The organism is Vibrio tubiashii, assembly GCF_028551255.1.
Classification (GTDB): Bacteria; Pseudomonadota; Gammaproteobacteria; order Enterobacterales; family Vibrionaceae; genus Vibrio; species Vibrio tubiashii_B.
The window spans coordinates 272,269-295,058 of sequence record NZ_CP117029.1 but is presented as its reverse complement, the minus strand read 5'-3'; the positions used below and the strand labels follow the sequence as shown (position 1 = coordinate 295,058).

General features: G+C 44.4%; 13 protein-coding genes and 1 pseudogene. 5 read left to right on the top strand and 9 right to left on the bottom strand.

Going from position 1 to position 22,790, the window contains the following annotated elements:
* Positions 1-81 precede the first annotated feature (81 nt).
* From LYZ37_RS01380 to LYZ37_RS01360, 5 genes and pseudogenes are all read right to left on the bottom strand, one after another.
* Positions 82-3,330: a type I restriction endonuclease subunit R gene (locus tag LYZ37_RS01380; protein ID WP_272786187.1), complete on the bottom strand. Its 3,249-nt coding sequence runs from the start codon at positions 3,328-3,330 to the stop codon at positions 82-84.
* 209 nt (positions 3,331-3,539) lie between these two features.
* Complete coding sequence (locus LYZ37_RS01375) at positions 3,540-4,943, bottom strand: restriction endonuclease subunit S (protein WP_272786185.1); 1,404 nt, start codon at positions 4,941-4,943, stop codon at positions 3,540-3,542.
* The gene (locus LYZ37_RS01370) at positions 4,943-7,249 is read right to left on the bottom strand and encodes a type I restriction-modification system subunit M (RefSeq protein WP_272786183.1); all 2,307 of its coding nucleotides are present in this window, start codon (positions 7,247-7,249) and stop codon (positions 4,943-4,945) included. Before LYZ37_RS01370 ends, LYZ37_RS01375 begins: the two co-directional genes overlap by 1 nt.
* Before the next feature lie 1,270 nt (positions 7,250-8,519).
* Positions 8,520-10,688, bottom strand: a pseudogene (locus tag LYZ37_RS01365) (type I restriction-modification system subunit M); the annotation flags it as partial.
* Between the two features lie 76 nt (positions 10,689-10,764).
* Positions 10,765-11,181, bottom strand: a complete 417-nt coding sequence (locus LYZ37_RS01360) for a hypothetical protein (protein WP_130253468.1) — start codon at positions 11,179-11,181, stop codon at positions 10,765-10,767.
* Positions 11,182-11,479: 298 nt separating this feature from the next.
* Here LYZ37_RS01360 and LYZ37_RS01355 point away from each other — a divergent pair, with 298 nt between their 5' ends.
* Positions 11,480-12,235: a hypothetical protein gene (locus LYZ37_RS01355; RefSeq protein WP_336314489.1), complete on the top strand. Its 756-nt coding sequence runs from the start codon at positions 11,480-11,482 to the stop codon at positions 12,233-12,235.
* 65 nt (positions 12,236-12,300) lie between these two features.
* Here the strand turns inward: LYZ37_RS01355 and LYZ37_RS01350 are convergent, their stop codons facing one another.
* Positions 12,301-12,558, bottom strand: a complete 258-nt coding sequence (locus tag LYZ37_RS01350; protein WP_242603614.1) for a pyocin activator PrtN family protein — start codon at positions 12,556-12,558, stop codon at positions 12,301-12,303.
* A gap of 586 nt (positions 12,559-13,144) precedes the next feature.
* Here LYZ37_RS01350 and LYZ37_RS01345 point away from each other — a divergent pair.
* The 4 genes from LYZ37_RS01345 to LYZ37_RS01330 all read left to right on the top strand — a co-directional run bounded on the left by LYZ37_RS01345 (position 13,145) and on the right by LYZ37_RS01330 (position 18,923).
* Positions 13,145-14,182, top strand: coding sequence for an HD-GYP domain-containing protein (locus tag LYZ37_RS01345; RefSeq protein WP_272786182.1), 1,038 nt, complete (start codon positions 13,145-13,147; stop codon positions 14,180-14,182).
* 18 nt (positions 14,183-14,200) lie between these two features.
* The gene (locus LYZ37_RS01340) at positions 14,201-17,797 is read left to right on the top strand and encodes a response regulator (RefSeq protein WP_272786181.1); all 3,597 of its coding nucleotides are present in this window, start codon (positions 14,201-14,203) and stop codon (positions 17,795-17,797) included.
* Positions 17,798-17,979: 182 nt separating this feature from the next.
* Positions 17,980-18,444 carry a zinc uptake transcriptional repressor Zur gene (gene zur / locus LYZ37_RS01335; RefSeq protein ID WP_272786180.1) on the top strand — a complete coding sequence of 155 codons (465 nt, stop codon included), beginning with the start codon at positions 17,980-17,982 and terminating at the stop codon, positions 18,442-18,444.
* A gap of 17 nt (positions 18,445-18,461) precedes the next feature.
* The gene (locus tag LYZ37_RS01330) at positions 18,462-18,923 is read left to right on the top strand and encodes a chemotaxis protein CheX (protein ID WP_038209130.1); all 462 of its coding nucleotides are present in this window, start codon (positions 18,462-18,464) and stop codon (positions 18,921-18,923) included.
* Positions 18,924-18,978: 55 nt separating this feature from the next.
* Here the strand turns inward: LYZ37_RS01330 and cysC are convergent, their stop codons facing one another.
* From cysC to cysN, 3 genes are read right to left on the bottom strand one after another with little or no spacing between them, the layout of a single operon-like run.
* The gene (cysC, locus tag LYZ37_RS01325) at positions 18,979-19,596 is read right to left on the bottom strand and encodes an adenylyl-sulfate kinase (RefSeq protein ID WP_272786179.1); all 618 of its coding nucleotides are present in this window, start codon (positions 19,594-19,596) and stop codon (positions 18,979-18,981) included.
* 12 nt (positions 19,597-19,608) lie between these two features.
* Entirely contained in the window at positions 19,609-21,333 is a 1,725-nt protein-coding gene (locus LYZ37_RS01320) for an SLC13 family permease (RefSeq protein ID WP_272786178.1), read from the bottom strand.
* A 25-nt stretch (positions 21,334-21,358) separates the two neighbouring features.
* On the bottom strand, positions 21,359-22,786 hold the full coding sequence (gene cysN / locus LYZ37_RS01315) for a sulfate adenylyltransferase subunit CysN (RefSeq protein ID WP_272786177.1): 1,428 nt from the start codon (positions 22,784-22,786) through the stop codon (positions 21,359-21,361).
* Positions 22,787-22,790 lie beyond the last annotated feature (4 nt).

Sequence of the window (22,790 nt, the reverse complement as noted above, 5' to 3'; positions counted from 1 at the left end):
GACGTACATATATATGTACGTCACTTGTCACTTTCGGTAAATGAAGAGTTTCTCTCACAACACCTAACCTAGAAATCGCTATTACTTTACCCCACTCAACATATCAAAGATAACGCGCGCAAATTGCTTAGTTTTGTTGGGATCTGACAGCAACTGCATCATTTGCTCTTGATGCGCTTCGTTACTATTCATAATCGCATCGTCAATCGCACGAGGGAAATCGCCCAGCATGGCTTGTTCGCGTGTGTTGTTGGCGATTTGGTTCATCACCGTTTCGTTCTCTGTGAGCTTGTCGCGTACCGTGAAGGCATAGTTGATCATGTCTTTGTCGGTCAGGTTGTCGGTAACAAACACCTCGTTCAGTCGCTCGATGATGTGGGATAGGAACTCTTCTTTCTTGTCCTTTGGCTTAGCGGTGCCCACGTCATTGCTCGGCTGGAGTTTGTACTCTGGCGTGTTCTCTTGGAGCTGGATGTCCTGCTGACGAATTTTTGATAAGCGATAGTGGCTCATCACCACGTTGCCAAGATCAAGCTCGTCTTCTTCGATGACTTTCTCGCGCAGCATTGGGCGTAAGTGACGCGCATACAAGCTTAGCTTTTCTAGCTCTTTATCGTCGTAATCGACAATCTGCGACATGAACTCATAGAAGCGTACAAAACTGCCTAAATCCTTTTTGAAAATCTCAAGCCGGTCTTTCTCTTGCTTGCATTCCTTGAAGGTGTTTTCCGCATTAGCGATTAGCACCGCGTCGCCTGTTTTTTTGGTGCGTTCAAACACGTTCTTGGCGTGAAGGTATTCTTCTACCGCTGAAGTGTAACGCTTACGCCAACGGTCTACCGCAGGCTTACAGATGTTGCTGATCGCCGCATTGGACTTGTTCTTGGTAAAGAAGGCATCAACGAACTGCTCCACCTCTGTCCATAAGAAGATACCGCTGGCACGCAGCTTTTCTGATAGGTCAAAGATCTTGTCGGGGTCAGATACATCCTCAAGCTCGGCCACTTGGTAATAAGGTTGGAAAGCATCGAGAATGTCTTGCGGGTCGTTGTAGAAGTCGAGCACAAAGGTGCCGCACTCTGCTTTACCTTGATAAGTACGATTCAAGCGAGAGAGAGTCTGCACACACTCAACGCCAGCAAGCTTCTTATCAACATACATCGCGCAGAGCTTCGGTTGGTCAAAGCCCGTTTGGAATTTGTTGGCAACCAACATCACTTGATAATCATCGGTGTTGAAAGCTTTGCGCATCTCACGACCTTTAAGATCAGGGTTCATGTTGTGCTCAGTGAACTTCTGATCCATAAACGCAGTGCTGTCTGGGTCAGCGGCATTAAATTCCACTTCACCAGAAAACGCGACCATTGCACGAATGCCTGCGTAACTATGTTCAGACACGTACTTATCAAACGCCAGCTTATAGCGAACCGCTTCTTTGCGTGAGCTTGTGACGACCATTGCTTTGGCTTGACCACCCAACAAGCCCATGACGTTCTTTTTGAAGTGCTCAACAATCACTTTCACTTTCTGTGAAATGTTGTGGTCATGCAGGCGCACCCAGTTGTTGAGCTTCACCTTGGCTTTGCCTGAATCCACTTCTTTGTCTTCGGCTTCCAGTTTTTGCTTGAGCTGATAGATCACCTTGTAGTTGGTGTAGTTCTTCAGTACATCAAGAATGAAGCCCTCTTCAATTGCCTGACGCATGGAATAGATATGGTAAGCCACTGGCAAGTTGCGTCTAGACGCGGGTTGCTCTGGATCGGGTCTACGACCAAACAGCTCCAGTGTTTTTGGCTTGGGTGTCGCGGTAAAGGCGTAATAGCTTAGGTTGGCACTGCCTCGACGCGCAGCAATGGTGGCATCCAGAATATCTTCAGATGACAGTTCTGTGTCATCGTCTGCTTCATCCGTCATCAGCACTTCTTTAAGCTGGCGAGCGGTTGCACCTGTTTGTGATGAATGCGCTTCATCGGCAATGATGGCGTAACGGCGCTCTTTGAGTGACGTTGAGTTCTCAATCGCCTTTAACACATGCGGGAACGTTTGAATGGTCACGATGATTATAGGTTGAGAGGTTTCCAGTGCCGTTGCCAGCTTCTCTGATTTCGAGCCATCGCCCTCTTTGCGGTTGATGCGCCCCACCACGCCATCAGCATGTTCAAACTGATAGATGGTGTCTTGTAGCTGGTCATCCAGTACGGTGCGGTCAGTCACCACAATCACCGAATCAAACTGCTTGTTGCCGTTAGCGTCATGCAAGGTCGAGAGTTGGTGCGCTGTCCATGCAATCGAGTTGGATTTCCCCGAACCTGCACTGTGCTGGATGAGATACTTATTGCCTGTGCCCTCTTCAATCGCGGCATTAACCAGTTTGGTTACCACATCCCATTGGTGGTAACGCGGGAAGATCAGGGTTTCTTTCTTGGTCTTACGCCCCTCCCAGTCTTCCTTTTCTTCGATTTGAAGATGGATAAAGCGCCCGATGATATTGAGCAGATTGTCTGGCGTTAATACCTCATTCCACAGGTAATCGGTAGCGTAGCGGTTTTCATCTTCGGGAATGTCATTGCCCTTACCGCCATCATGTGTGCCTTTGTTAAACGGTAAGAAGAATGTCTCTTCACCCGCCAGCTTGGTTGCCATGTGAACTTCATACTGACTTACCGCGAAATGCACTAATGCACCGCGTTTAAAGCTCAGTAGTGGCTCTGGTTTTTTGGTGGCTGGATCTTTCGGTAAACGGGTCAGTTTGTACTGCGCAATGGCGTTTTCTACTGCTTGTTTGAATTCGGATTTCAGCTCAAGGGTAGAGACAGGCAAACCATTGACGAACAGCACCAAGTCAATGCGCCATTTCTTAGCCTGTTTGCCTGTCGCATCGAATTCAGCTTGCGTTGCATAAGGACTGTAAACCAACTCTGGTACAATCCGGCAGATGTTGTGCTGGTAACGCGCCAAGGTTTCAGGGTTGAGGTTATGCTCTGGCTTAAACTGACACAAATCAAAACGGGCATTGCGGATTTTCAAACCATGGCGAAGCACACCTAAGGTGCCAAAGGTACGTGAAGCGCGGTCGGTGGCGTTCTCATCAGCTTTTTTTAGCTGCGTCACCAAGGCATCAAGGAAGTGGCGTTCTGAGTCGGTAGGGAATACTTTGCAGAACTTCTCCCACTCTTTCGGCTGCGTCTGTTTGATAAAGGTCAGCACATCCGCCTCGAAAAGCGCGGATTCGCGGTTATAGCCTTCGCCAGTGCCTTGCACCCAGCCATTGGCAACCATCTGGCTGATGATGTCATCCTGAAATACCCGTTCTTGTGTGGTGTCTTTCATACCTTACTTCTTCTTTTATCCTTCGTACTTGGCGATGCAGCGGTGTTGCCTGTGTTCTCTCGCCCAATCACATAGCGCACTATGCTCATGGGTCTCGCGCACTTGTCGCCTACCTGCCTCACCAATTACTTTGGCTAATATTCTTTGCTGCCAACCAAGGCGAAAAAGCCACTCTACTTTCTCTTTACTCAGCGAGAGTGGCAATATGTTTAAGCGGTTTGTTCCAACGCTTGATTTTCAGATGTTGGTGCTTGCCAATTACGCACATCGATTTTGCCAGTAACCGCGGCAGAGATGAGAGCAGTGCGGCGTTCTTGCATTAATGAAATAGCACTTTCAGCTTTTCGAACCAATGAATCAAACTTATCAGTTTCAAGCTCAACAAACTCTAGCAACCTCACCTGTTCATCTATGGTTTTTGGCACGCAAATTTCGGTATTCACTAAGTTGTCTGAATATATAACTTCAATTGTTGTCGCATTACTCTTAACTAAAATTTGCTCCATCGCATATCCGCTATCTTGAATTATTAGCGCAAGTAATTCAGGAATGACCTTCGTCTCATCACACTGCATTCTAATAAGACATGGATGTAGTATTGCAACTGCTTCATCACTATATACGCAAGTCCTACCGATGGTTCCTCTTGTAGTTATAAGAACGTCTTCCTTTTCGATTGTAAATCCAGAAAGCTCTCGATACTTCTGCTCAGATATAAATGAATCACCTATAGAAAGGTTTTTCTTGATCACATTCTTTTGGGTGATAACTTTGACATCTCCGCCGTCCATATCGGAATTTTTTAAATGACTACCAAAAGGACCCGCTTTAACAGCACCTTTCTTTTGTCTTAGCAGATGTTTTATTGGTGAAACCACCCAATGCTCTGGTACTTCCCCTAACCACTCAACACCTGAGTCTTTCATTGGTGCTTGCGGGTTCAAACCTTTGGTCACCGCATGGCTAATCACCGCTTGGCGCTTTTCTTTCAGCAGCTTAATCAGTTGCTGCTGCTTTTCGATCAAGGTGTCGATTTTGGTGGTTTCGTGATCTAGGAAATTGGCAATTTGGGTTTGTTCTGCGATATCAGGGGACGCATAAGCAAAATTCACGAATGTATCTTGGTATAAATGAACTATCGTACTTCCTGTTTTGTTGTAATTAACAAAATCTGTGAACACACGAGACTGAAGCAGCCAAAAATAGAACTTCGTTAAAAAGTTATCTCTCAAAGGTCTAACAACAAAAACTCCACTATTGAGTGTCGCTTTTTCATCATCTCCTAGCCCGTCCACCAAAGCGACTTTACCAATAGTTCCATCTTTGGTGATTAGCAGATCTCCATTCGTAAGCTGAATGTAAGGGTCTTGCTCATATCGCTTAAGATCACAATGATAGCAATCACTCCAACGAATTCGAGGTCCCTTGAAGTCGCTCCCTGTTACGAGGTATGGCCCTTCATCAGTAAAGTCATCGGACTTTAAACCATGCCAGCCTACTCTAGCCTTTACGTATGCTTCATATTTAACACGCGTGAGATTCCAATGGCTTGGATATTGACCAACCCACAATATGTCCGATTCCGAGTAATGATCATAAACCGATAGTTCCATTACGAATGCACCTCCTGCAGTAGCTTCATAATATCTGCACTCACTGCATCCAAATCGGCATCAATGGCTTCCAGCGCACGTGGTGGCTGATAAACATAGAAATGGCGATTGAATGGAATTTCATAACCCACCACGCCAATTTCATTGTCTTTGTCATCGCGCTTATCTGCGTTGATCCACGCATCAGCAACGTGTGGCTGCACTTCGCGCTCGAAGTAGCTTTCAATCAGGGTTGATGAAGTCACGCTTGGATCAAGCGGCACATTCTCGTTATCACGCAGGTCGCCATCTTGTTGGAACTCAACGACCTTACCTTTATAGTCAAAAGCACCGTATAGCGGTTGAGCGTCTTCTTTCAGCACTTTCTTGATCACAGGTTCAGCGTCTTGGTTCTTCCAAGTGATCGCATCAATAAACTGTTTCTTCTGCTTGGCATCGAACTTGATACCAGTCGCTTTGAACGCGCCTTTCAGAGTCAGTTCAAATTGGTTGAAGTCATCAGATTGCTGCGCTTTACCGCCAAGCTTGTCGCCAAGGGCAACTTGCAGGGCTTTAGCATCTTCCATCAAGGATTTTTGGCTTAGCCACAGTTTGCTGTCCAGCACGTCTTTGATTTGCTTTTCTTTCAGCTCTGGGAAGTCTGCTTTGATCAATGCACGCACTTCGGCTTCCACTTCAATAAGCGTGCCGTAGGTGTTGTCATCCCATTCCGTGCCAAACTGCTCAAAGACAGCCTGCATTACGGCGTTGAATGGCTTAGGAGCAAAGCGCAGTGATTCCACCGCATCATCGGTAATTTGCGCAGACAAACGCAATGGGCGTTCGATGGTCAGGCGGCGGTAGCCAAACTCATGCGTATCAAAAATCTTAGCCGTTAGTGGTTTGCCGCTTTCAGTCAGGGTATCGACCTCAACAAACTCACCAAAGTTTTTGGTGATGGCGCGGATTTCATCATCGGTCAGGAAGTGACGCTTAGAACCAAGCGACTTGCGCATTTTTTGGCTTAAGTTGGCACCATTGATAAGTTGCACTTTGCCTTTACGCTCTGGGTCTTTCTTGTTGGTCAGCACCCAAACATAGGTCGCAATACCAGTGTTGTAGAACATGTCAGTTGGCAGCGCGACAATGGCTTCAAGCAGGTCGGCTTCTAAGATGTAGCGACGAATTTCACTTTCACCACTACCTGCACCGCCCGTGAACAGCGGTGAGCCGTTTAGGATGATGCCAATACGACCACCATCGGTAACTTGGTTATCAACATTTTTCTTGTCACGCATCTTGCTGATAAGGTGCATCAAGAACAGCAGCGAACCGTCAGAAACTCGCGGTAAGCCTGCGCCAAAGCGTCCATCAAAGCCTTTTTGCTCGTGCTCGTCCTTGATTTCGCCCTCAATCTTTTTCCAATCGACACCGAACGGCGGGTTAGACAGCATGTAGTCAAACTTGTCCGCTGGCAGTTGGTCATTCGATAGGGTGTTACCAAGCTTGATGCGGCTAACATCTTGCCCTTTGATCAGCATATCTGCCTTACAGATAGCGTAGGACTCTGGGTTTAGCTCCTGACCAAACGCACGCATCACCGCTTTCGGGTTGAGTTCATGCACGTATTCCATGCCTGAAGAGAGGAAGCCACCTGTACCCGCTGTTGGGTCATAGATGGTACGGATGATGCCATCTTTGGTTAGGGCTTCATCGTCTTCCATAAACACCAATGAGGTGGTCAGGCGCACGATGTCACGCGGGGTAAAGTGTTCACCAGCGGTTTCATTCGAGCTTTCCGCAAAGCGGCGGATCAGCTCTTCAAACACCAAGCCCATATCATGGTTGGAAATGCTGTTTGGGCTGAGGTCGGTGGTGGCAAATTTCTTCACTACTTTGTAAAGCAGGTTGGCATCTTCCAGCAGACCAACAAATTCATCGAACTTGAAGTGCTCGAAGATTTCACGCGCATCTTTGGAGAATGACTGGACGTACTTTTCAAGGTTCGCTTTGATGTTGCTTTGCCCCATCTTGCCAAGGTTCATTGGCGAGGTATTGAAGAATGACAAGCCATCAGGCTGCGCTGGTGATTGCGTTGCACGTAGCAAGAACTTTTCCTGCGCCTCTTCTGGCAGGTTCATCTCTTTGATGCGCTCATGTTCAGCAACCACGGAATCTTTGCTTGGCTCAAGCACACACTCAAGGCGACGAAGCAGGGTAAACGGCAAGATCACACGGCCGTATTGAGATTGTTTGAAGTCACCGCGAAGCAGGTCAGCCACCGACCAGATGAAGGCAGCGGTTTGGGAGAAGTTGTTGTTAGTCATTATTTAAGTTTTCTTTTATAAGTTTTTCAGGAAGAAACTTGTATGTTTCTACATTTGGATAGGGGCACACAAAACGTAATTTGTCATCTCTTGTATCACTGTAAAAATAAAACCCCATGATCTCACTGGATGGAACTGTTTCACTAACTAGTAATAGTGGAAATAACTTAGAAACCCTTACGCTTTCATCAGTAGTAACTTCTCCATGAGATAAATACAACTCACCAAAGACCATTGGTTCAGATGTTTTTATAAGTGCCGTTTTACTAGGGTTAATACCTAGTCCCTTTAAGACCTCTACTTCATAGATATATGAACTGCCATCAAACTTGGCCTGCATAGGTTTTATTAATGTAGATGTGTCAAAAAAGGATCTTAGCTCCGACTGCATCGTATCCTTTAAGTTGTCGATAACATCTTTTGCTGCAGAAACCGATGCTGCAGATGGCAATCCTCTATGCGCAATATCATTTCTAAGTTCAGTAGCTTTTTTAAGAAAATCAATCACTTCATTGCGACATAGCGTAGTGGTAATCCCATCTGTCGACGTTATTATATCCTGATAGTCTTTCAACCGATTGTGGCTAAAGGCCATCGAAAGGCCTATTAAGCCACCTCTTTTATAAAAACATTTTTCATGTGGTTTACTTTGTCCGAAAACCAATGAAACCAAATACAACCCTAAGTATTCAAAAAACTTGATAAATGCCTCACATCTATCGCGCTCATGAAATTTTGATTCTGCCAGCTCCCATAATATAGCAAGAGGAGTAGGTAACATGGATGAAAACTCATGTTCGTATCTACTCGCTACGCTCTGAAAAGGTAAGATTTGTTCTTGGGCTGATTGAAAGTTTGCGAACGCAGACTTTTTGAGCAAACTAATTCTGGTTAGAACTGCATCACATTCTCCCCAGAAGTCTATAAGGTCACTCTGATTTCCTATAGGTGGTAGTGAAATACGAGCATTTAGCCAAGTAGTCATTGAAATGCTTCGCCATGTTCCTCCAGTTATAAAGTTACTCTCTAGCCAGTCCTTCCCCTCTTCTTGAGTCAAAAATATATTGTAAAATTCCACAAGAAGTCTCTCTGGAAGAAGATTAAAGCGCGCTGGATTGGTCTGTTTTCTTTGTTCAGAAAGACTAGAATATTCAACAATTTTTCCCGACGTGGGCTCTAGAACGTAAAGGCCAGCGTTATCCTGTATAACAATCTCTTTAAACCTCAATAAGCTCCCTTGAAGTAATTGATCTCTTGCATGATTTTTCGTGAAATATGACTTGAAGTTAATTTCATAACCTACAATCCCAATTTCCTTATCGTGTTTATCTAACTTTTCTGCATTAATCCATGCATCAGGAGCATATGGGCGAACTTCCGCCATGAAATAGCTCTCTACAAGCTCTTCTGTAGTTAAGCTAGGATTTAACGGTACATTCTCATAATCACGAAAATCACTATCTTGCTCAAACTCGACAACTTTGCCTTTGTACTCGAAAAAGCCATACTGTGGCTGAGCGCTTGTCTTCTTAACATTTTTGATGACAGGTTCCGCATCTGGGTTTTTCCAAGAGACCGCATCGATAAACTGTTTTCTTTGAACATTGTCCAACTTAACATCGGTGGATTTCAGAGCACTTTTCAGATTCAATTCAAATTGATTGAAATCATTTGACTGTCTAGATTTTCCTCCTTGAGATTCACCAAAAGCCGCTTGAATCACTTTTGCGCTCTCGAACAATGCTTTTTGCTTTAACCACTGCTCTCGATCCATTACCTTTTTGATTTGCTGTGCTTTCAATTCTGGAAAATCAGTCTTGATGAGAACCCGAACAGCAGCTTCATCTAATGAACCATATGTATCTTCAGTCCACCCACCTCCAAACTTTTCGTACACTGCCTGCATAACAGAATTAAGGGGTTTCACTCCAAATCGAAGAGACTTTATCGCGGCATCAGTGATCTGTGCCGAAACTCGAAGTGGGCGCTCGATGGTAAGACGACGGTAACCAAAATTATAAGTATCACAAACCTTTGCGGCTAATGGCTTCCCGTTATTTGTAAAAGTATCCATATCTGCAAAATCCTGGAGGCTTGCTGTTATCGATTGAATATTTTCCTCGGTCAGAAAATGGCGCTTAGAGCCTAATGATTTTCTCATTTTATTGCTGAGACTAGTGCCATTAATAAGTTGCACCTTACCTTTACGCTCGGCTTTTTTCTTATTGGTCAGAATACAAACATAACTAGCAATACCAGTGTTGTAGAACATGTCAGTTGGTAACGCGACTATTGTCTCGAGCAAGTCTTCTTCCAGAATATAACGACGTATCTCGCTCTCACCGCTTCCAGCCCCGCCAGTAATGAGTGGGGATGCGTTTAAAATAATTCCAATACGGCTACCATCAACTCCGTTTCGCATTTTACTGATAAGGTGCATCAAGAAAAGAAGTGAACTATCTGAGACACGCGGCAAACCGGGTCCAAAGCGCCCCGCAAAACGTTTTATGTCATGCTCATCTTTTATCTCGCGTTCGATCTTTTTCCAATTCATACCAAACGGTGGGTTAGACATTAAATAGTCGAACTTTTCACTAGGAAGTTTATCGTTAGATAAAGTATCGCCGAGTTTTACATTGCTAAATTCCTGACCTGTTATCAACATGTTAGCTTGACAAATGGCATAGGATTCTGGATTCACCTCTTGTCCAAATGCTCGTATCGTAGCCGTAGGACTGAGTTCATTAGCATATTCGATACTAGATGAGAGAAACCCGCCCGTTCCCACAGTAGGATCATAAATGCTACGTACAGCACCGTCTCTCGATGAGAGTAACCTATCTCCATAAAGTACAAGCGAAGTTGTCAAATTGACTATATCTCGAGGGGTAAAATGCTCCCCTGCTGTTTCGTTTGAAGACTCTGCAAAACGACGATTAAGCTCACCAAAAATCAACCCCATCTCTAGATTTGTAAAAACTCTAGGACTAAGGTCAGTAGCAGCAAACTTTTGTACAACCCTATAAAGCAAATGAGAATCTTCCAGCAACCCTATAAAGTCATCAAATTTAAAGTGCTCGAAGATTTCACGTACATTTTTGGAGAACGACTGAACATACTTTTCTAAATCAGCTTTAGTGTGTTCACGACTAATCTCACTTAAGTTTATTGGAGATGTGTTGAAGAACGTCAATCCATCAGGCTGCATTACACTTAGTAAGCGCTTTTCCTGTACTTCTTCTGGAAGATTGTTCACTTTGAGTCGCTCATACTCAGCTAACACTGTGTCCTTGCTTGGTCCAAGCACACACTCAAGACGTCTAAGCAGAGTAAAAGGAAGGATTACACGACCGTATTGAGATTGTTTAAAATCACCGCGAAGCAGGTCAGCTACCGACCAGATTAGGGCAGCAGTTGGAGATAAGTTTTTACTATTCATAAGAAATCAGCACAAAGTCGAATTGTGCTGATTGTACAACAATTCAAGGTTCATTCACCGTAATGCATATCAAGAATCAAAAAAGACTAGGCCCCTTCAATTTAAGCCTTGGTGAAGTATCAGTAGTTGTTTCGGATCCTTCCTCACTATCCAAATATGGTGCAGACTCCAAAGATTTGTCTGACAAAAACTCCACTACTTCTTGCGCTCTACACTGGCAAAACTCTATCAACTCATCGAAAGAACTTAAGCTAGCCTCAATTTCACTCCGCCCTTCGACTTCATCAATTAACGCATATGACTTTATTGCGCAAGACGCTGCATTTTGAATCCATTTAAATCTGGTAGAACTATCAGCAACATCATCATCGCTAATGAAATTGGCATTAACACATAATTCAATAACCAAATCTTCGATAAGCCTATGGAGCCCCACTTCTTCATACCTTTCTAAAACTAGTGACTTTTCAATTGTCGAGAGATGTTTAAACATGATTTTTCTATAACGATATAAATTATTTATACCTGTCTCAATAGGGTTACCGCTTGTTGCTAATTTGGGGTTGTCAAGAAGGGTCTCCCTTTTTGCCAGTGGTAAAGAACTCAGCGAAGCCGTTCTTTACCTATCTGGAAACCCTCCAAAATTAGTAGGTTATGTTGATGTTATTTGAAAAAACTTTCTAAGTTTCTTAGCTTTAAATTAAACAATAACGACCATGCTAAAAAACTGGACCGTAATCACTCAGCCTGTTCGTCTAGGCGCAGATGGCGTACTAATCCGCGAACGCTATTTGCTAAACAAGAAACATAACAATCATAAACACACAGAAAAAATTCTATCTATAGTTGGCAGCTTAGAAACGTCAAAGCAAATTGCACTTTCAGGTGAAGAGTTCAGATTACGCCAAATGAGCAACCCAAAAGGGGGGCGCCCGCTATCAAGCTACGCGATGGAGTTTTGTTTAACTCTCCCAAAAGGGTATCGCCCTAAGCCACAGCAGTGGCAACTCATCGTAAAAGATTGTTGCTTGGCGCTTGCTAAGCTATGTAATCTAAATCAACTCGAGTTAGGTGACTTCCAAAAACGTATTCGTGCCGTTTTGCACCAACAAGAACAAACCGCAAGAAAAGGAAGTGGCGATCATGTCCATTTAATTATCGGAAAAGTAGCAGGTACTAGGGTTCTCAACGAACTTCAGCAAAAGAAAGCTACGAAGGTTATAAAGCAAGCTTTTAACGCTGCGACGTTGAGATATGCAGATATCAATTACAAGCATCACGAAGTAGCCGAAGCAAAAAGAGGTAGAAGACTGAGTACTTGGCAATACGAGTATGAGAACTCGAAGGCTTCACTCGAGATAGAAAAAATCCTCAGACAGATGCAAGTTCAAACTGACAAATGGCTTAAAGCAAAGACTGAAAATAACAAGAGGCAATTAATCCGCCAAAAGAATCGATTAACTAAAAACTATGAACGGTTACAAAAGCTATCACTATCTAAGAAGCAAACTGAACAGGTGTCTAAAATAAAGAACCAGTTACGTTAACTAGCCATGTTGCTCAGCTAATAAACGATATACCATAGTTTTTCAAATTCTGGACGAATCACAATTTAGCATTGCAATCTCTTCCAGCTCTCATGAGCTTGCGCTGCTTGCTGATCAACATACCTAGCAAAGTGCTCAAACGACACAACCCAAGGGGACTTCTGTGAATCTCCCAACCTCATTACAGGAAAAGGCAAAAGGTTATCACGAGCCTTTCTCTTTGCAGTACTTGGGGTTAGACCCAGATAGAGCTCCGCAAGTTCTTCAAGAGGAATTAAAGGTTTGTTGTTGAACTGTTCTGCCAATAGTTTGTGAGTCGTCATGGGTATTGTTATAGGTGCTGCTTTCTGCTTTCATAACTCAATTTTGCAATGCGCAAGAGTATTGCATCAACAAAAGCAACTGTTTTTACCGCGTGTTTTGGGAAAGTTTTTTGAAAAAAGCGAAAAGGTGGGTACTATCGTCGATAGTGTACTGTGAAGTGATTTTTTACTGAACTGTCCCTTATTTGTCCCCTACCCAGCCAAAATGAAATTTAAGTTCCTTAATATCAAAAACTTAAGTTAAGCATCAATTCCATCGAGCATGGGCGCAATGGAAAAGCGCTGCATTGGAAATTGTTGTTTCGTTTCAGTGTTCGACACGAAGCTACCTCTAAACAGTCAGTACCGCTTTCAAATAACGTCCCTATTTCCAACGCGGCATCAAAAATAATCGCGCGATTATACACCTCTGTGGGAAAAGATTCAGGTTAAATACCGTCGGTAATCAGTAACGATTATTCAAACGTAGGTCACGTTATCTAGGACGAGTTATACGACCACTGAACTATTGAGTGCCAAAATTTATAAAAAATAACTATTCTATGGATTAATAAGTCAATGATTCTGCAGTAAAGGATTTACCGCAATGCCAATTGAACAGCATGAAAAACCTGTAATTCTGGTTGTCGATGATATCCCCGACAACATCCATACTTTGTCAGGCATTCTTTCTGATGACTACCGTATAAAAGCGGCAACAAGCGGCGCAAAAGCCTTACAAATTGCGGGTACCAAACCTTACCCACACCTCATCCTACTCGACATTATGATGCCGGAAATGGACGGTTACGAGGTATGTGAAAAACTTAAAGCTAATCCGGTCACCGCTGAAATTCCTGTTATTTTTGTTACCGCCAAAGCGGAAGTGGTCGATGAGCAAAAAGGCTTCGAAATAGGCGCTGTTGACTATATAACCAAACCAATTAGCCCGCCTATCGTTCAAGCTAGGGTAAAAACACATATTTCTCTCTATGACCAAAACCTTTCATTAGCCAACAAAGTGAAAGAGCGCACTGCGCTGCTGGAAAAAACACGCCTTGAGGTCATCCAGCGTCTTGGCCGAGCGGCGGAATATAAAGATAACGAAACAGGCATGCACGTTATTCGCATGAGTCACTATTCGAGAATCCTCGCTCAGCAGTTAGATGTGAGTGAGCGATGGGTGGAATTAGTGTTCCAAGCCTCCCCTATGCATGATATTGGTAAGATAGGTATCCCTGACGCCGTGCTGCGCAAACCGGGCAAATTGGATGCCGAAGAGTGGGCAGTAATGCAAACCCACGTAAAAATCGGCGCAGATATCATTGCAGACAGCGACACACGATTGATGCAGATGGCACAAGAGATCGCGCTTTATCACCACGAAAAGTGGGATGGCAGCGGCTATCCGCACGGATTAAAAGGAGAAGATATCCCGCTTAGTGCGAGAATTGTTGCTATTGCAGATGTCTTCGATGCCTTAACCAGTGAGCGCCCTTACAAACAGGCGTGGCCGATTGAAAAAGCGACCGCTTTGCTCGAAGAAGAAGCGGGCTCACATTTCGATCCAACGCTGGTCCCAATCTTTCTCCAACAACTCGATGAGATTTTGAAAGTTAAAGAATCTTTTAAAGATGAATTCTAATCAACCACTGAGGCTTGAATGGACTCTGTAAAAAACTACGCTCTCGATTCAAAACGTATTCTTATTGGCTTTGTTATCGCGTCAGTGATGCTGCTCATTGCAGGTATTATCGGTTGGCTGAGCCTCACTCAACGCTTCAACACCGTTGAGCAATATGCCAATAACGCTCAGCTACTCTCAACCTTAGATGGTATTAAAGTCATAGAGCAAAGCTATATTCGCCAGCCAGATACCCAACTGCAAAATCAATTGTCGCAGGCGGTCAGTAAAGCTCAGTTAATTGCCAGTGATGCTGTAAGCAATGGCGCTGACTCGCAGATTCAAAGCTCACTCGCTCACTATCACCAGCAATTTGAAAGCTATGTGGAGCTAAGTGAGAAGTCTGGTCAAACACGTACGGAGCTGTCTGAAACGGGAGACTACGTAGAGAGCTTAGTGCAAGAGATTCAGCTTGAGCATGAGCAGTTCATTGAGTCGAGTATCGTGTCGATTGATGAACTGAGAGACAAAGTCGACCGCGAGTCTGATCTTGCGATTCAAGCGCACTGGTTAGTCAGCCTGATTGCGAACTCTCAAGCAGAGCAGAAAACCTACATCGTTACCAATCAACAAGAATCTTTGAACCTGGCTCAGTTGGAGTTAAAGAAAGCAGAGCAATTGATCAATAAACTTGAGCGCGAGGCAACCGATAGCGAAAGCCAACAGACTATCATTCTAATCAAGAACGCAAAAAACCGTTACAGCTCAGCTTTAGTCCAACTTCGCAGTTGGCCAAAGCTGTCTAAACCTCTGCAAGCGAATATCTCTTCACAGATAGAAAGATCAGTCACTGAGCTGACTCGGGTCTCAATCGAGCTGCGGTCTCACCTCCAACAAAAACTTAAGCTCGCCCAGCAAGCCGTAACCAGTGTACAGCTCTCTATTAGCGATAAGCTTTCTATCAGCACCAACTTATTGGTATTACACACTGAGATTAGTAATGCACAGCAAAGTGACAAAGACTACGCCATTACTCAGCAGATTGAGCGACAACTCCAACTAAAAACGGAAGTTGAGAACAACCTTAGTGCGGCTATTGAGCTGTTAGAAAACCTTTATGAGCAAGTTATTACTGAAGATGAACAAATCCAAATCAGTACGCTGCAAGACGCGACGCAAGATTACCTAACTCTGTTTAATCAGCTTACAAACTTACGTGGTGAGAAAAACCGTCAAATCCAAGCACTCAAACAGCAGCATCAAGCTATCATTGATCTAATCTTACCTAGCTATGAAGCACAGCTAGCCACAGTGGAAGATTCTGGCAGTATCGCACGTAATCTAGCCATTGGTGGTGCAATCTTCCTAGTTACACTTTTACTCCTAGGTTTTCTAGCCAATAAATCTCACTCTGCCTTAGAGCGATTTGCCGAAAAGCTCGCGATTGCGCGTGATGACGCCGATTCAGCGAACAGCGCTAAGTCGGATTTCTTAGCGAATATGAGCCACGAAATCCGCACCCCGATGAATGCGATTATAGGTATGAGCTACTTGGCGCTCAAAACCGACTTAACTAAAGCGCAGCGTAACTACATTCATAAAGTTAAGCTGTCTGCAGACTCCCTACTGGGGCTGATCAATGACATCCTCGACTTTTCTAAAATTGAAGCGGGTAAGCTAGATATTGAAAACGTCGACTTCCATTTAGAGAACGTACTCGACAATATTTCGAACCTTGTTGGTTTACGTGCTTCGGAGCGCGGGCTTGAGCTTCTGATCCACATTGATCGAGATGTACCTACCACCTTAGTCGGAGATCCTCTGCGCCTTGGGCAGATCTTAATTAATCTTGCCAATAACGCAGTCAAGTTTACAGAGAAAGGGGAAATCAAAATCTCCATTCGTGTTGCCGAACGTAATGGCGATGACCTAGTACTAGAATTTAGTGTTGAAGACAGTGGTATAGGCATGACAGCGGAGCAAACCGCTAAGTTGTTTAGCAAGTTCACTCAAGCTGACAGCTCAACCACACGGAAATATGGTGGTACCGGATTAGGGTTAGCCATCAGTAAAGAACTTAGCCAGTTAATGGGCGGGGATATCCGTGTCGAAAGTGAAGCAGGTAAAGGCTCATGCTTTACTTTTACTGTAGCCTCCAAAGTCAGTCACGCTCTGAAACAAGAAGAGATCGCGGTTCCTGTCGAGCTAGGAAAGCTGAGAGTGCTTGTCGTCGATGACAATGCCAGCGCTAGAATCATTGTTGAAGATATCCTTGAATCACTACGATTTGACGCCCACAGCGTAAGCGGTGCAGATGAAGCACTCTCTGAGCTCAACCAAGCGCTCGGCAATGAACAACCTTATGATCTGCTCATTACCGACTGGCAAATGCCTGGTAAAGATGGCATCGATTTACTTGAGATGGTTAAAGCTCAGATTTCTCAATCTCAACAGCCAAAATCACTTATGTTGACCGCCTTCGGTCGAGAGGAACTCACCGAAATCATTGAACAAAGAGGCATTACTGTTCCTAGCATTCTCGATAAGCCGATAACAGCATCTCACCTATTTGATGCGATTGTTTCTCTCTACGGCGTTGACCATGCCCGTTTAAGTCGCAGTGAGGCAGAAGAGCAGAACCAACTAGCCAATGTTCAGCAACTGGCTGGCGCGCAACTGCTATTAGTTGAGGATAATGAAATCAACCAAGAGTTGGCTATTGAGCTTCTTGAGGGTCAACAAATGCATGTCACCGTAGCGGAGAATGGTCAGGTCGCTCTCGATCTGTACAAGACCAATGAGTTCGATGGCATTTTGATGGATTGCCAAATGCCAATTATGGATGGCTATGAAGCGACCCAATATATTCGTACTAAACTCAATGACCATTCGATACCCATTATCGCCATGACTGCTAACGTGATGGAGCGAGATAAGGTCAAAGCTACAGAAGCAGGAATGAACGACATTATCGCCAAACCGATTGATGTCGGAAGTATGTTTAGCACTCTGGCCAAATGGATTACGCCAAAACATCCGCAACAATTTGTTATCCAGTCTGCTCAGCACAGCTTGGACATTCCTCAGATTGAAGGTGTCGATACACAAGCTGGGCTGATTCGTTCAAGTGGTAATGGCAACTTGTACAAAAAGCTTCTTGAGCGTTTTGCCACAACATATCGCGACACGGATGCAGTCTTGCTGGCACTCTCAGATCAAGATAAAGAGGTAAGAAAGCGCAATGTTCACTCTCTCAAAGGGGTATCTGGAAACATTGGTGCTAGTGAACTCCACCAGCTAAGTGCTTCACTGGAACAAGATCTAGATAACAGCACCTTACGTAAAGAGTTAATTGAGCAACTTAAGCAATTAATTGACCAGATAGAGCAAGCTCTTGCCAACGCACAACCAGAAACGAAGACGGCGCAAACTTCGGCTCAAAATTATGACCAAGCGACATACGAAAAGCTCTACTCGGCCATTGAGCAAAGCGATACTGAGGCCGTCACCATTATCAATGACATTGTCTCTGGTAAACAGATTGGCTTAAGCAGCGCTCAGTTATCCGAGCTGTCTAGAGCTGTTGAAGAGTTTGATTTTGAGCGTGGTTTGCAGATCTTGGACACAGCTCAATGATAAGAAATGGCTAAAACGCTGTTATTGGTATCGTTTTTTACGTAGATAAGGTACCTTATAACGTTCCAGCTAAGTAAGATAATATTCGTATTAAGAATAAGTAACTTGCTGACAAAGCTATAAGATATTACCTACTTAGCGACGATAAACCGCAAGAAATGGTATATTATTAAAAATGTCCAATGGCAATGGTGATAAGTTTGGACCTGCAGTTAGTGAAGCAAATTGAAGATATATGCTCTGCACGAGGTGTACGACTCACAACTCAACGCAAGCGAGTATTTGAACTGATATGCTCTAGCCCAAAAGCCTCTAGTGCTTATGAGCTTCTTGAAGAGTTGAAACAAAGTGAACCTCAAGCAAAACCACCGACCGTCTATCGCGCGTTGGATTTTTTGCTAGAGCAAGGCTTTATTCATCGAGTTGAATCAACCAATAGCTACATTCAATGTGTTTCGTGTAACGCCCACAATCATTTTTCGCATCTACTGATTTGCGATAAATGTGGGAGTGTTATTGAATTTCAAGATGATAGTTTGGTAGCCTTGCTAGCTAACAATGCAAAAGCAAATGGCTTTGCCATCAATAATCACGTAATTGAGTCACACGGTATTTGTCAGTCATGCTCATCTGACAGTACGAATTAAAGATATAGAAGAAGATTATGCGCGCTGAATTTGTAAACCCGTTTTTAGCTTCATTGATGAACGTATTAAAAACGATGGCTTCGCTGGAATTGAAGCCACAGAAACCTCGTGTGAAAAAAGATGAAATCGCGCGTGGGGATGTTTCAGGTTTAATAGGGATGGTTGGCCCACAAAGCCGTGGCTCTATGTCTATTACGTTTGATGAGAGTCTTGCATTAGAAATTATGCAAAATATGCTCGGCGAGCGCCCGAACGGTCTTAACGATGAAGTAACGGACATGGTGGGTGAAATCACCAATATGGTTACTGGTGGTGCAAAACGTATTCTTGCAGAAAGTGGCTTTGATTTTGATATGGCTACACCGGTTGTTGTATCTGGTAAAGGCCATACTATTCGTCACAAGTGTGAAGGCTCTATCATCATTATGCCTTTCACATCTCAATGGGGTAACGCCTTTATTGAGATCTGTTTCGAGTAGTAAATCACTCAAGTGAATCAATAAAAAACGCTTCTCTAGGGAAGCGTTTTTTGTTTTATGCGATAACTTGTCTTTCCTTGAGAGCTTGTAAACAATCTTCTACCAGATCTTCTATCGACTTCTCACCAGCCAGTAGATCGATTTCTGGCTGCAATGGTGCTTCATATTCAGAATCAATACCGGTGAAGTTTGCAATTTCCCCTGCTCGCGCTTTCTTGTACAAACCTTTAGGGTCACGCTGCTCGCAAACTTCGAGCGAGGTGTTGACGAAGACTTCAAGGAACTCTCCCTCAGGTAGCATCTCTCTGACCAACTGTCTTTCCGCGCGATGTGGTGAAATAAACGCTGATAAAACAATTAAGCCAGCATCTGCCATCAACTTAGCTAATTCACCAATGCGTCGAATGTTCTCGCGACGATCTTGCTCTGAAAAGCCCAAATCACTACATAGGCCGTGACGTACATTGTCTCCATCTAGCAGGTAAGTATGAAAACCTGCTTGTGCAAGACGCGTCTCTAACGCTCCCGCCACGGTAGATTTACCTGCACCAGAAAGACCGGTAAACCATAACACTACTGGCTTTTGCTTCTTTAACTGAGAGCGAAATGCCTTATCAATAGAGTGTTGATGCCATACGACATTTTCATCTTTAGTTGGCGTTTCCGTAGTCATAATTCAGTCCTTTTAAAACGGAAAGAAGAGTGGAATTAGCGTTAACACCAATACGGAGTAAACAATAGAAAGAGGAATTCCCACTCGAACGTAATCTGTTAATTTGTAATTGCCTACGCTGTAAACCAAGAGATTGGTCTGATAACCGTAGGGAGAAATAAAGCTCGCGCTAGCGCCAAAAAGCACTGCCATAATGAATGGCATTGGGTCGACACCGTAGCCAATCGCCATGCTGTAGCCGATAGGAAACGACAACGCCGCCGCTGCATTATTGGTTACAAGCTCAGTTAAAATCAGGGTTAGTAAGTAAGTGGCAACCAAGGCACCAAACACACCCCAACCATTGAAGCCTTCAATAAACATCTGGCCTAAGCTAACAGACAAACCTGTCGACAGCATCAGTTGAGCAATAGAGAGCGCCGAGCCAACAATCACTACGATATCAACGGGAAAACGTCTGCGAAGCTCACCGAGCTGAACCACACCAAAAAACAGTGCAGCCAAGAGAAAAACGGATAACCCCTTAATCAGCGGCACGATCTCAAGCAGCGCAAGGGCAATGACACTAGCAAAACCGACTAACACCATGGCCGACTTATTGGCATCCAAACGCGCACTCGAATCTAAGTCATTCACTAGGACAAACTCTTTGCGATGCGCACGACGTTCTTGCTCAAAGCGTTTACCCGGAACAAGGACTAAGGTATCACCCGCATTGAGTGTAATATTCCCTAACCCGCCCTGTAAGCGCTCATGCCCGCGGCGTATGGCAACAACAACCGCATCAAAGCGATCGCGGAAGTGGCTCGATTTAAGCGTTTTATTACAAAAGCTTGCTGAAGAGCTCACCACTACTTCGACAAAGCCTTGGCCGTTGAGGTGATGCTGGCCAAATAAGGTCAGCCCCTGAATTTCTTGCAGCGTTGCGACACTTTCAATATCACCACAAAACAGCAATCGGTCACGAGCTTGAAGCACAAAGTCCGGTTCAACAGAAGGCATGGTTTCACCATCTCGTACCACTTCGGCTAAGAACAATTTACGCAGTGCGCGTAGGTTGTTCTCGCTAATGCTACGACCGACCAATGGCGAACCTGGCTCGACTCTCGCTTCAAGAAAATAGGGCAACTCATCTTGGCTATGATCTTCATAATTGGGCAACAGGTAACTGAGCGGGATCAAGATCAACATACCACCAAGCAAGACAGACAAGCCGATCATAGTTGGAGCAAAGAAACCAAGACTAGGTAGTCCGGCATCTTCAACAAAGCTGTTAATGATCAAGTTGGTCGACGTACCGATCAAGGTCAGTGTGCCACCTAAGATCGCGGCGTAAGAAAGCGGGATCAATAGCTTTGACGGTGCATGCTGCTGGTTACGTTTAATGGCGCCAATCAAAGAGACCACGACCGCAGTATTATTGGTAAAAGATGAAAGTAGCGCTGTTGAGACACCCAGTTTGGCAACAACAGTACCCAACCTGCCGGTTGAAAGTGAGCGGCTTACCCAACTAATCAGGCGAGTCTTTTCTAGTGCTGCTGATGCTAAGATCAGCAGCACTAAAGTGAGTAGCGAAGAGTTGGTGAAATTGGTAGCCACTTCACCTAGCTCTATCATGCCACCAAGGAAAGCAATAAAAGCTGCTCCAGCGAAGATATAACTAGGTTTAATTCGTGTTGTTACCAAGTATGCTACGATGCCGAGTAAAATTGCCAACACAAATCCTTGCTGCCACATAACGCTTCCCTACTCTAGCAATCAGCTATTTAAGTAGCTGACTAATATCTTTTGCTTCCCAGTGTGGGAAGTGCTTGCGAACTAAAGCATTTAGTTCTAGTTCAAATGCAGAGATATCAGAGGTTTTCAGTTCAACACTTGATAGGCTTTCGCGCACAAGACCAGCACCAACTGTTACATTGGTTAGGCGATCGATGATGATGAAACCACCAGTGTCTTGGCTAGCAAGATAGTCATCAAGCGCTACAGACTCTGTTAACGTCCACTCACACAAGCCGATACCATTAAGAGGTAGCTCAACTGCGCTGTGCGTTGATAGATTGTTGATGTCATATTGGTGGCGAATCGCCTCGACATGACCGACCGTTTTCTTACCAGCAATCTTCACGTCATAATCGCGGCCTGGCTGAAGTGGTTGCTCTGTCATCCACACGACATCAGCAAGCAAGTGGTTACTCGACTCAACTTGCGCATTCTCTAGCACAATCAAATCACCACGGCTGATATCAATCTCATCTTCAAGCGTTAACGTGACGGCTAGTCCTGCCTGAGCTTGTTCAAGGTCACCGTCAAAAGTAACGATACGTGCAACTTTCGACGTTTTACCTGAAGGCAATGCCTTAACTTCATCACCCACTTTGACGCTACCGGAAGCAATCGTGCCAGCAAAGCCACGGAAATCTAGATTCGGACGGTTAACGTATTGGACAGGGAAACGGAACTCACCAATCTCTTTGTCTTGGTCAACATCCACGTTTTCTAGAATCTCTAGCAACGGCGAACCTTCGAACCAAGCCATTTTCGGGCTAGGCTCAACAACGTTATCACCCTCAAGTGCAGAAAGCGGGATGATTTGAATATCGGTTTCGCCTTGCAGGTTTTTGGAGAACTCAAGATACTCATCGCGAATCTCTTCAAAACGCTGCTGCGAATAGTCAACAAGATCCATTTTGTTTACCGCAACCACAAAGTGCTTAAGACCAAGTAGGTTTGAGATAAATGAGTGACGGCGAGTTTGATCCAGTACGCCTTTACGTGCATCAATCAAGATCACTGCGAGATCACAGGTCGATGCCCCTGTCGCCATATTACGCGTGTACTGCTCATGCCCCGGAGTATCCGCAATGATGAACTTACGTTTCTGTGTTGAGAAGTAACGGTAAGCTACATCGATAGTGATCCCTTGCTCTCGCTCTGCCTGAAGTCCATCGACAAGCAAAGCAAGGTCTGGACGCTCTCCAGTGGTACCAACGCGTTGGCTGTCGTTATGAACGGCTGCTAATTGATCTTCATAAATTTGCTTAGAGTCATGCAGTAAGCGACCGATCAAGGTACTTTTACCATCATCTACTGAACCACAAGTGAGGAATCTAAGTAGTGATTTGTATTGGTGTTGTTTTAGGTATCCTTCAATACCAAGCTCTTCAAGCTGAGCTTCAACTGCGCTATTCATCTTG

Bases quoted from the DNA above. Each gene is read 5' to 3' on its own strand.
- cysN (WP_272786177.1), bottom strand. From the start codon at position 22,786: ATGAATAGCGCAGTTGAAGCTCAGCTTGAAGAGCTTGGTATTGAAGGA.
- cysC (WP_272786179.1), bottom strand. From the start codon at position 19,596: ATGACTACGGAAACGCCAACTAAAGATGAAAATGTCGTATGGCATCAA.
- LYZ37_RS01345 (WP_272786182.1), top strand. From the start codon at position 13,145: ATGCCAATTGAACAGCATGAAAAACCTGTAATTCTGGTTGTCGATGAT.
- LYZ37_RS01350 (WP_242603614.1), bottom strand. From the start codon at position 12,558: ATGACGACTCACAAACTATTGGCAGAACAGTTCAACAACAAACCTTTA.
- LYZ37_RS01380 (WP_272786187.1), bottom strand. From the start codon at position 3,330: ATGAAAGACACCACACAAGAACGGGTATTTCAGGATGACATCATCAGC.
- LYZ37_RS01370 (WP_272786183.1), bottom strand. From the start codon at position 7,249: ATGACTAACAACAACTTCTCCCAAACCGCTGCCTTCATCTGGTCGGTG.
- LYZ37_RS01340 (WP_272786181.1), top strand. From the start codon at position 14,201: ATGGACTCTGTAAAAAACTACGCTCTCGATTCAAAACGTATTCTTATT.
- LYZ37_RS01360 (WP_130253468.1), bottom strand. From the start codon at position 11,181: ATGTTTAAACATCTCTCGACAATTGAAAAGTCACTAGTTTTAGAAAGG.
- LYZ37_RS01330 (WP_038209130.1), top strand. From the start codon at position 18,462: ATGCGCGCTGAATTTGTAAACCCGTTTTTAGCTTCATTGATGAACGTA.
- LYZ37_RS01375 (WP_272786185.1), bottom strand. From the start codon at position 4,943: ATGGAACTATCGGTTTATGATCATTACTCGGAATCGGACATATTGTGG.
- LYZ37_RS01320 (WP_272786178.1), bottom strand. From the start codon at position 21,333: ATGTGGCAGCAAGGATTTGTGTTGGCAATTTTACTCGGCATCGTAGCA.
- zur (WP_272786180.1), top strand. From the start codon at position 17,980: ATGGCAATGGTGATAAGTTTGGACCTGCAGTTAGTGAAGCAAATTGAA.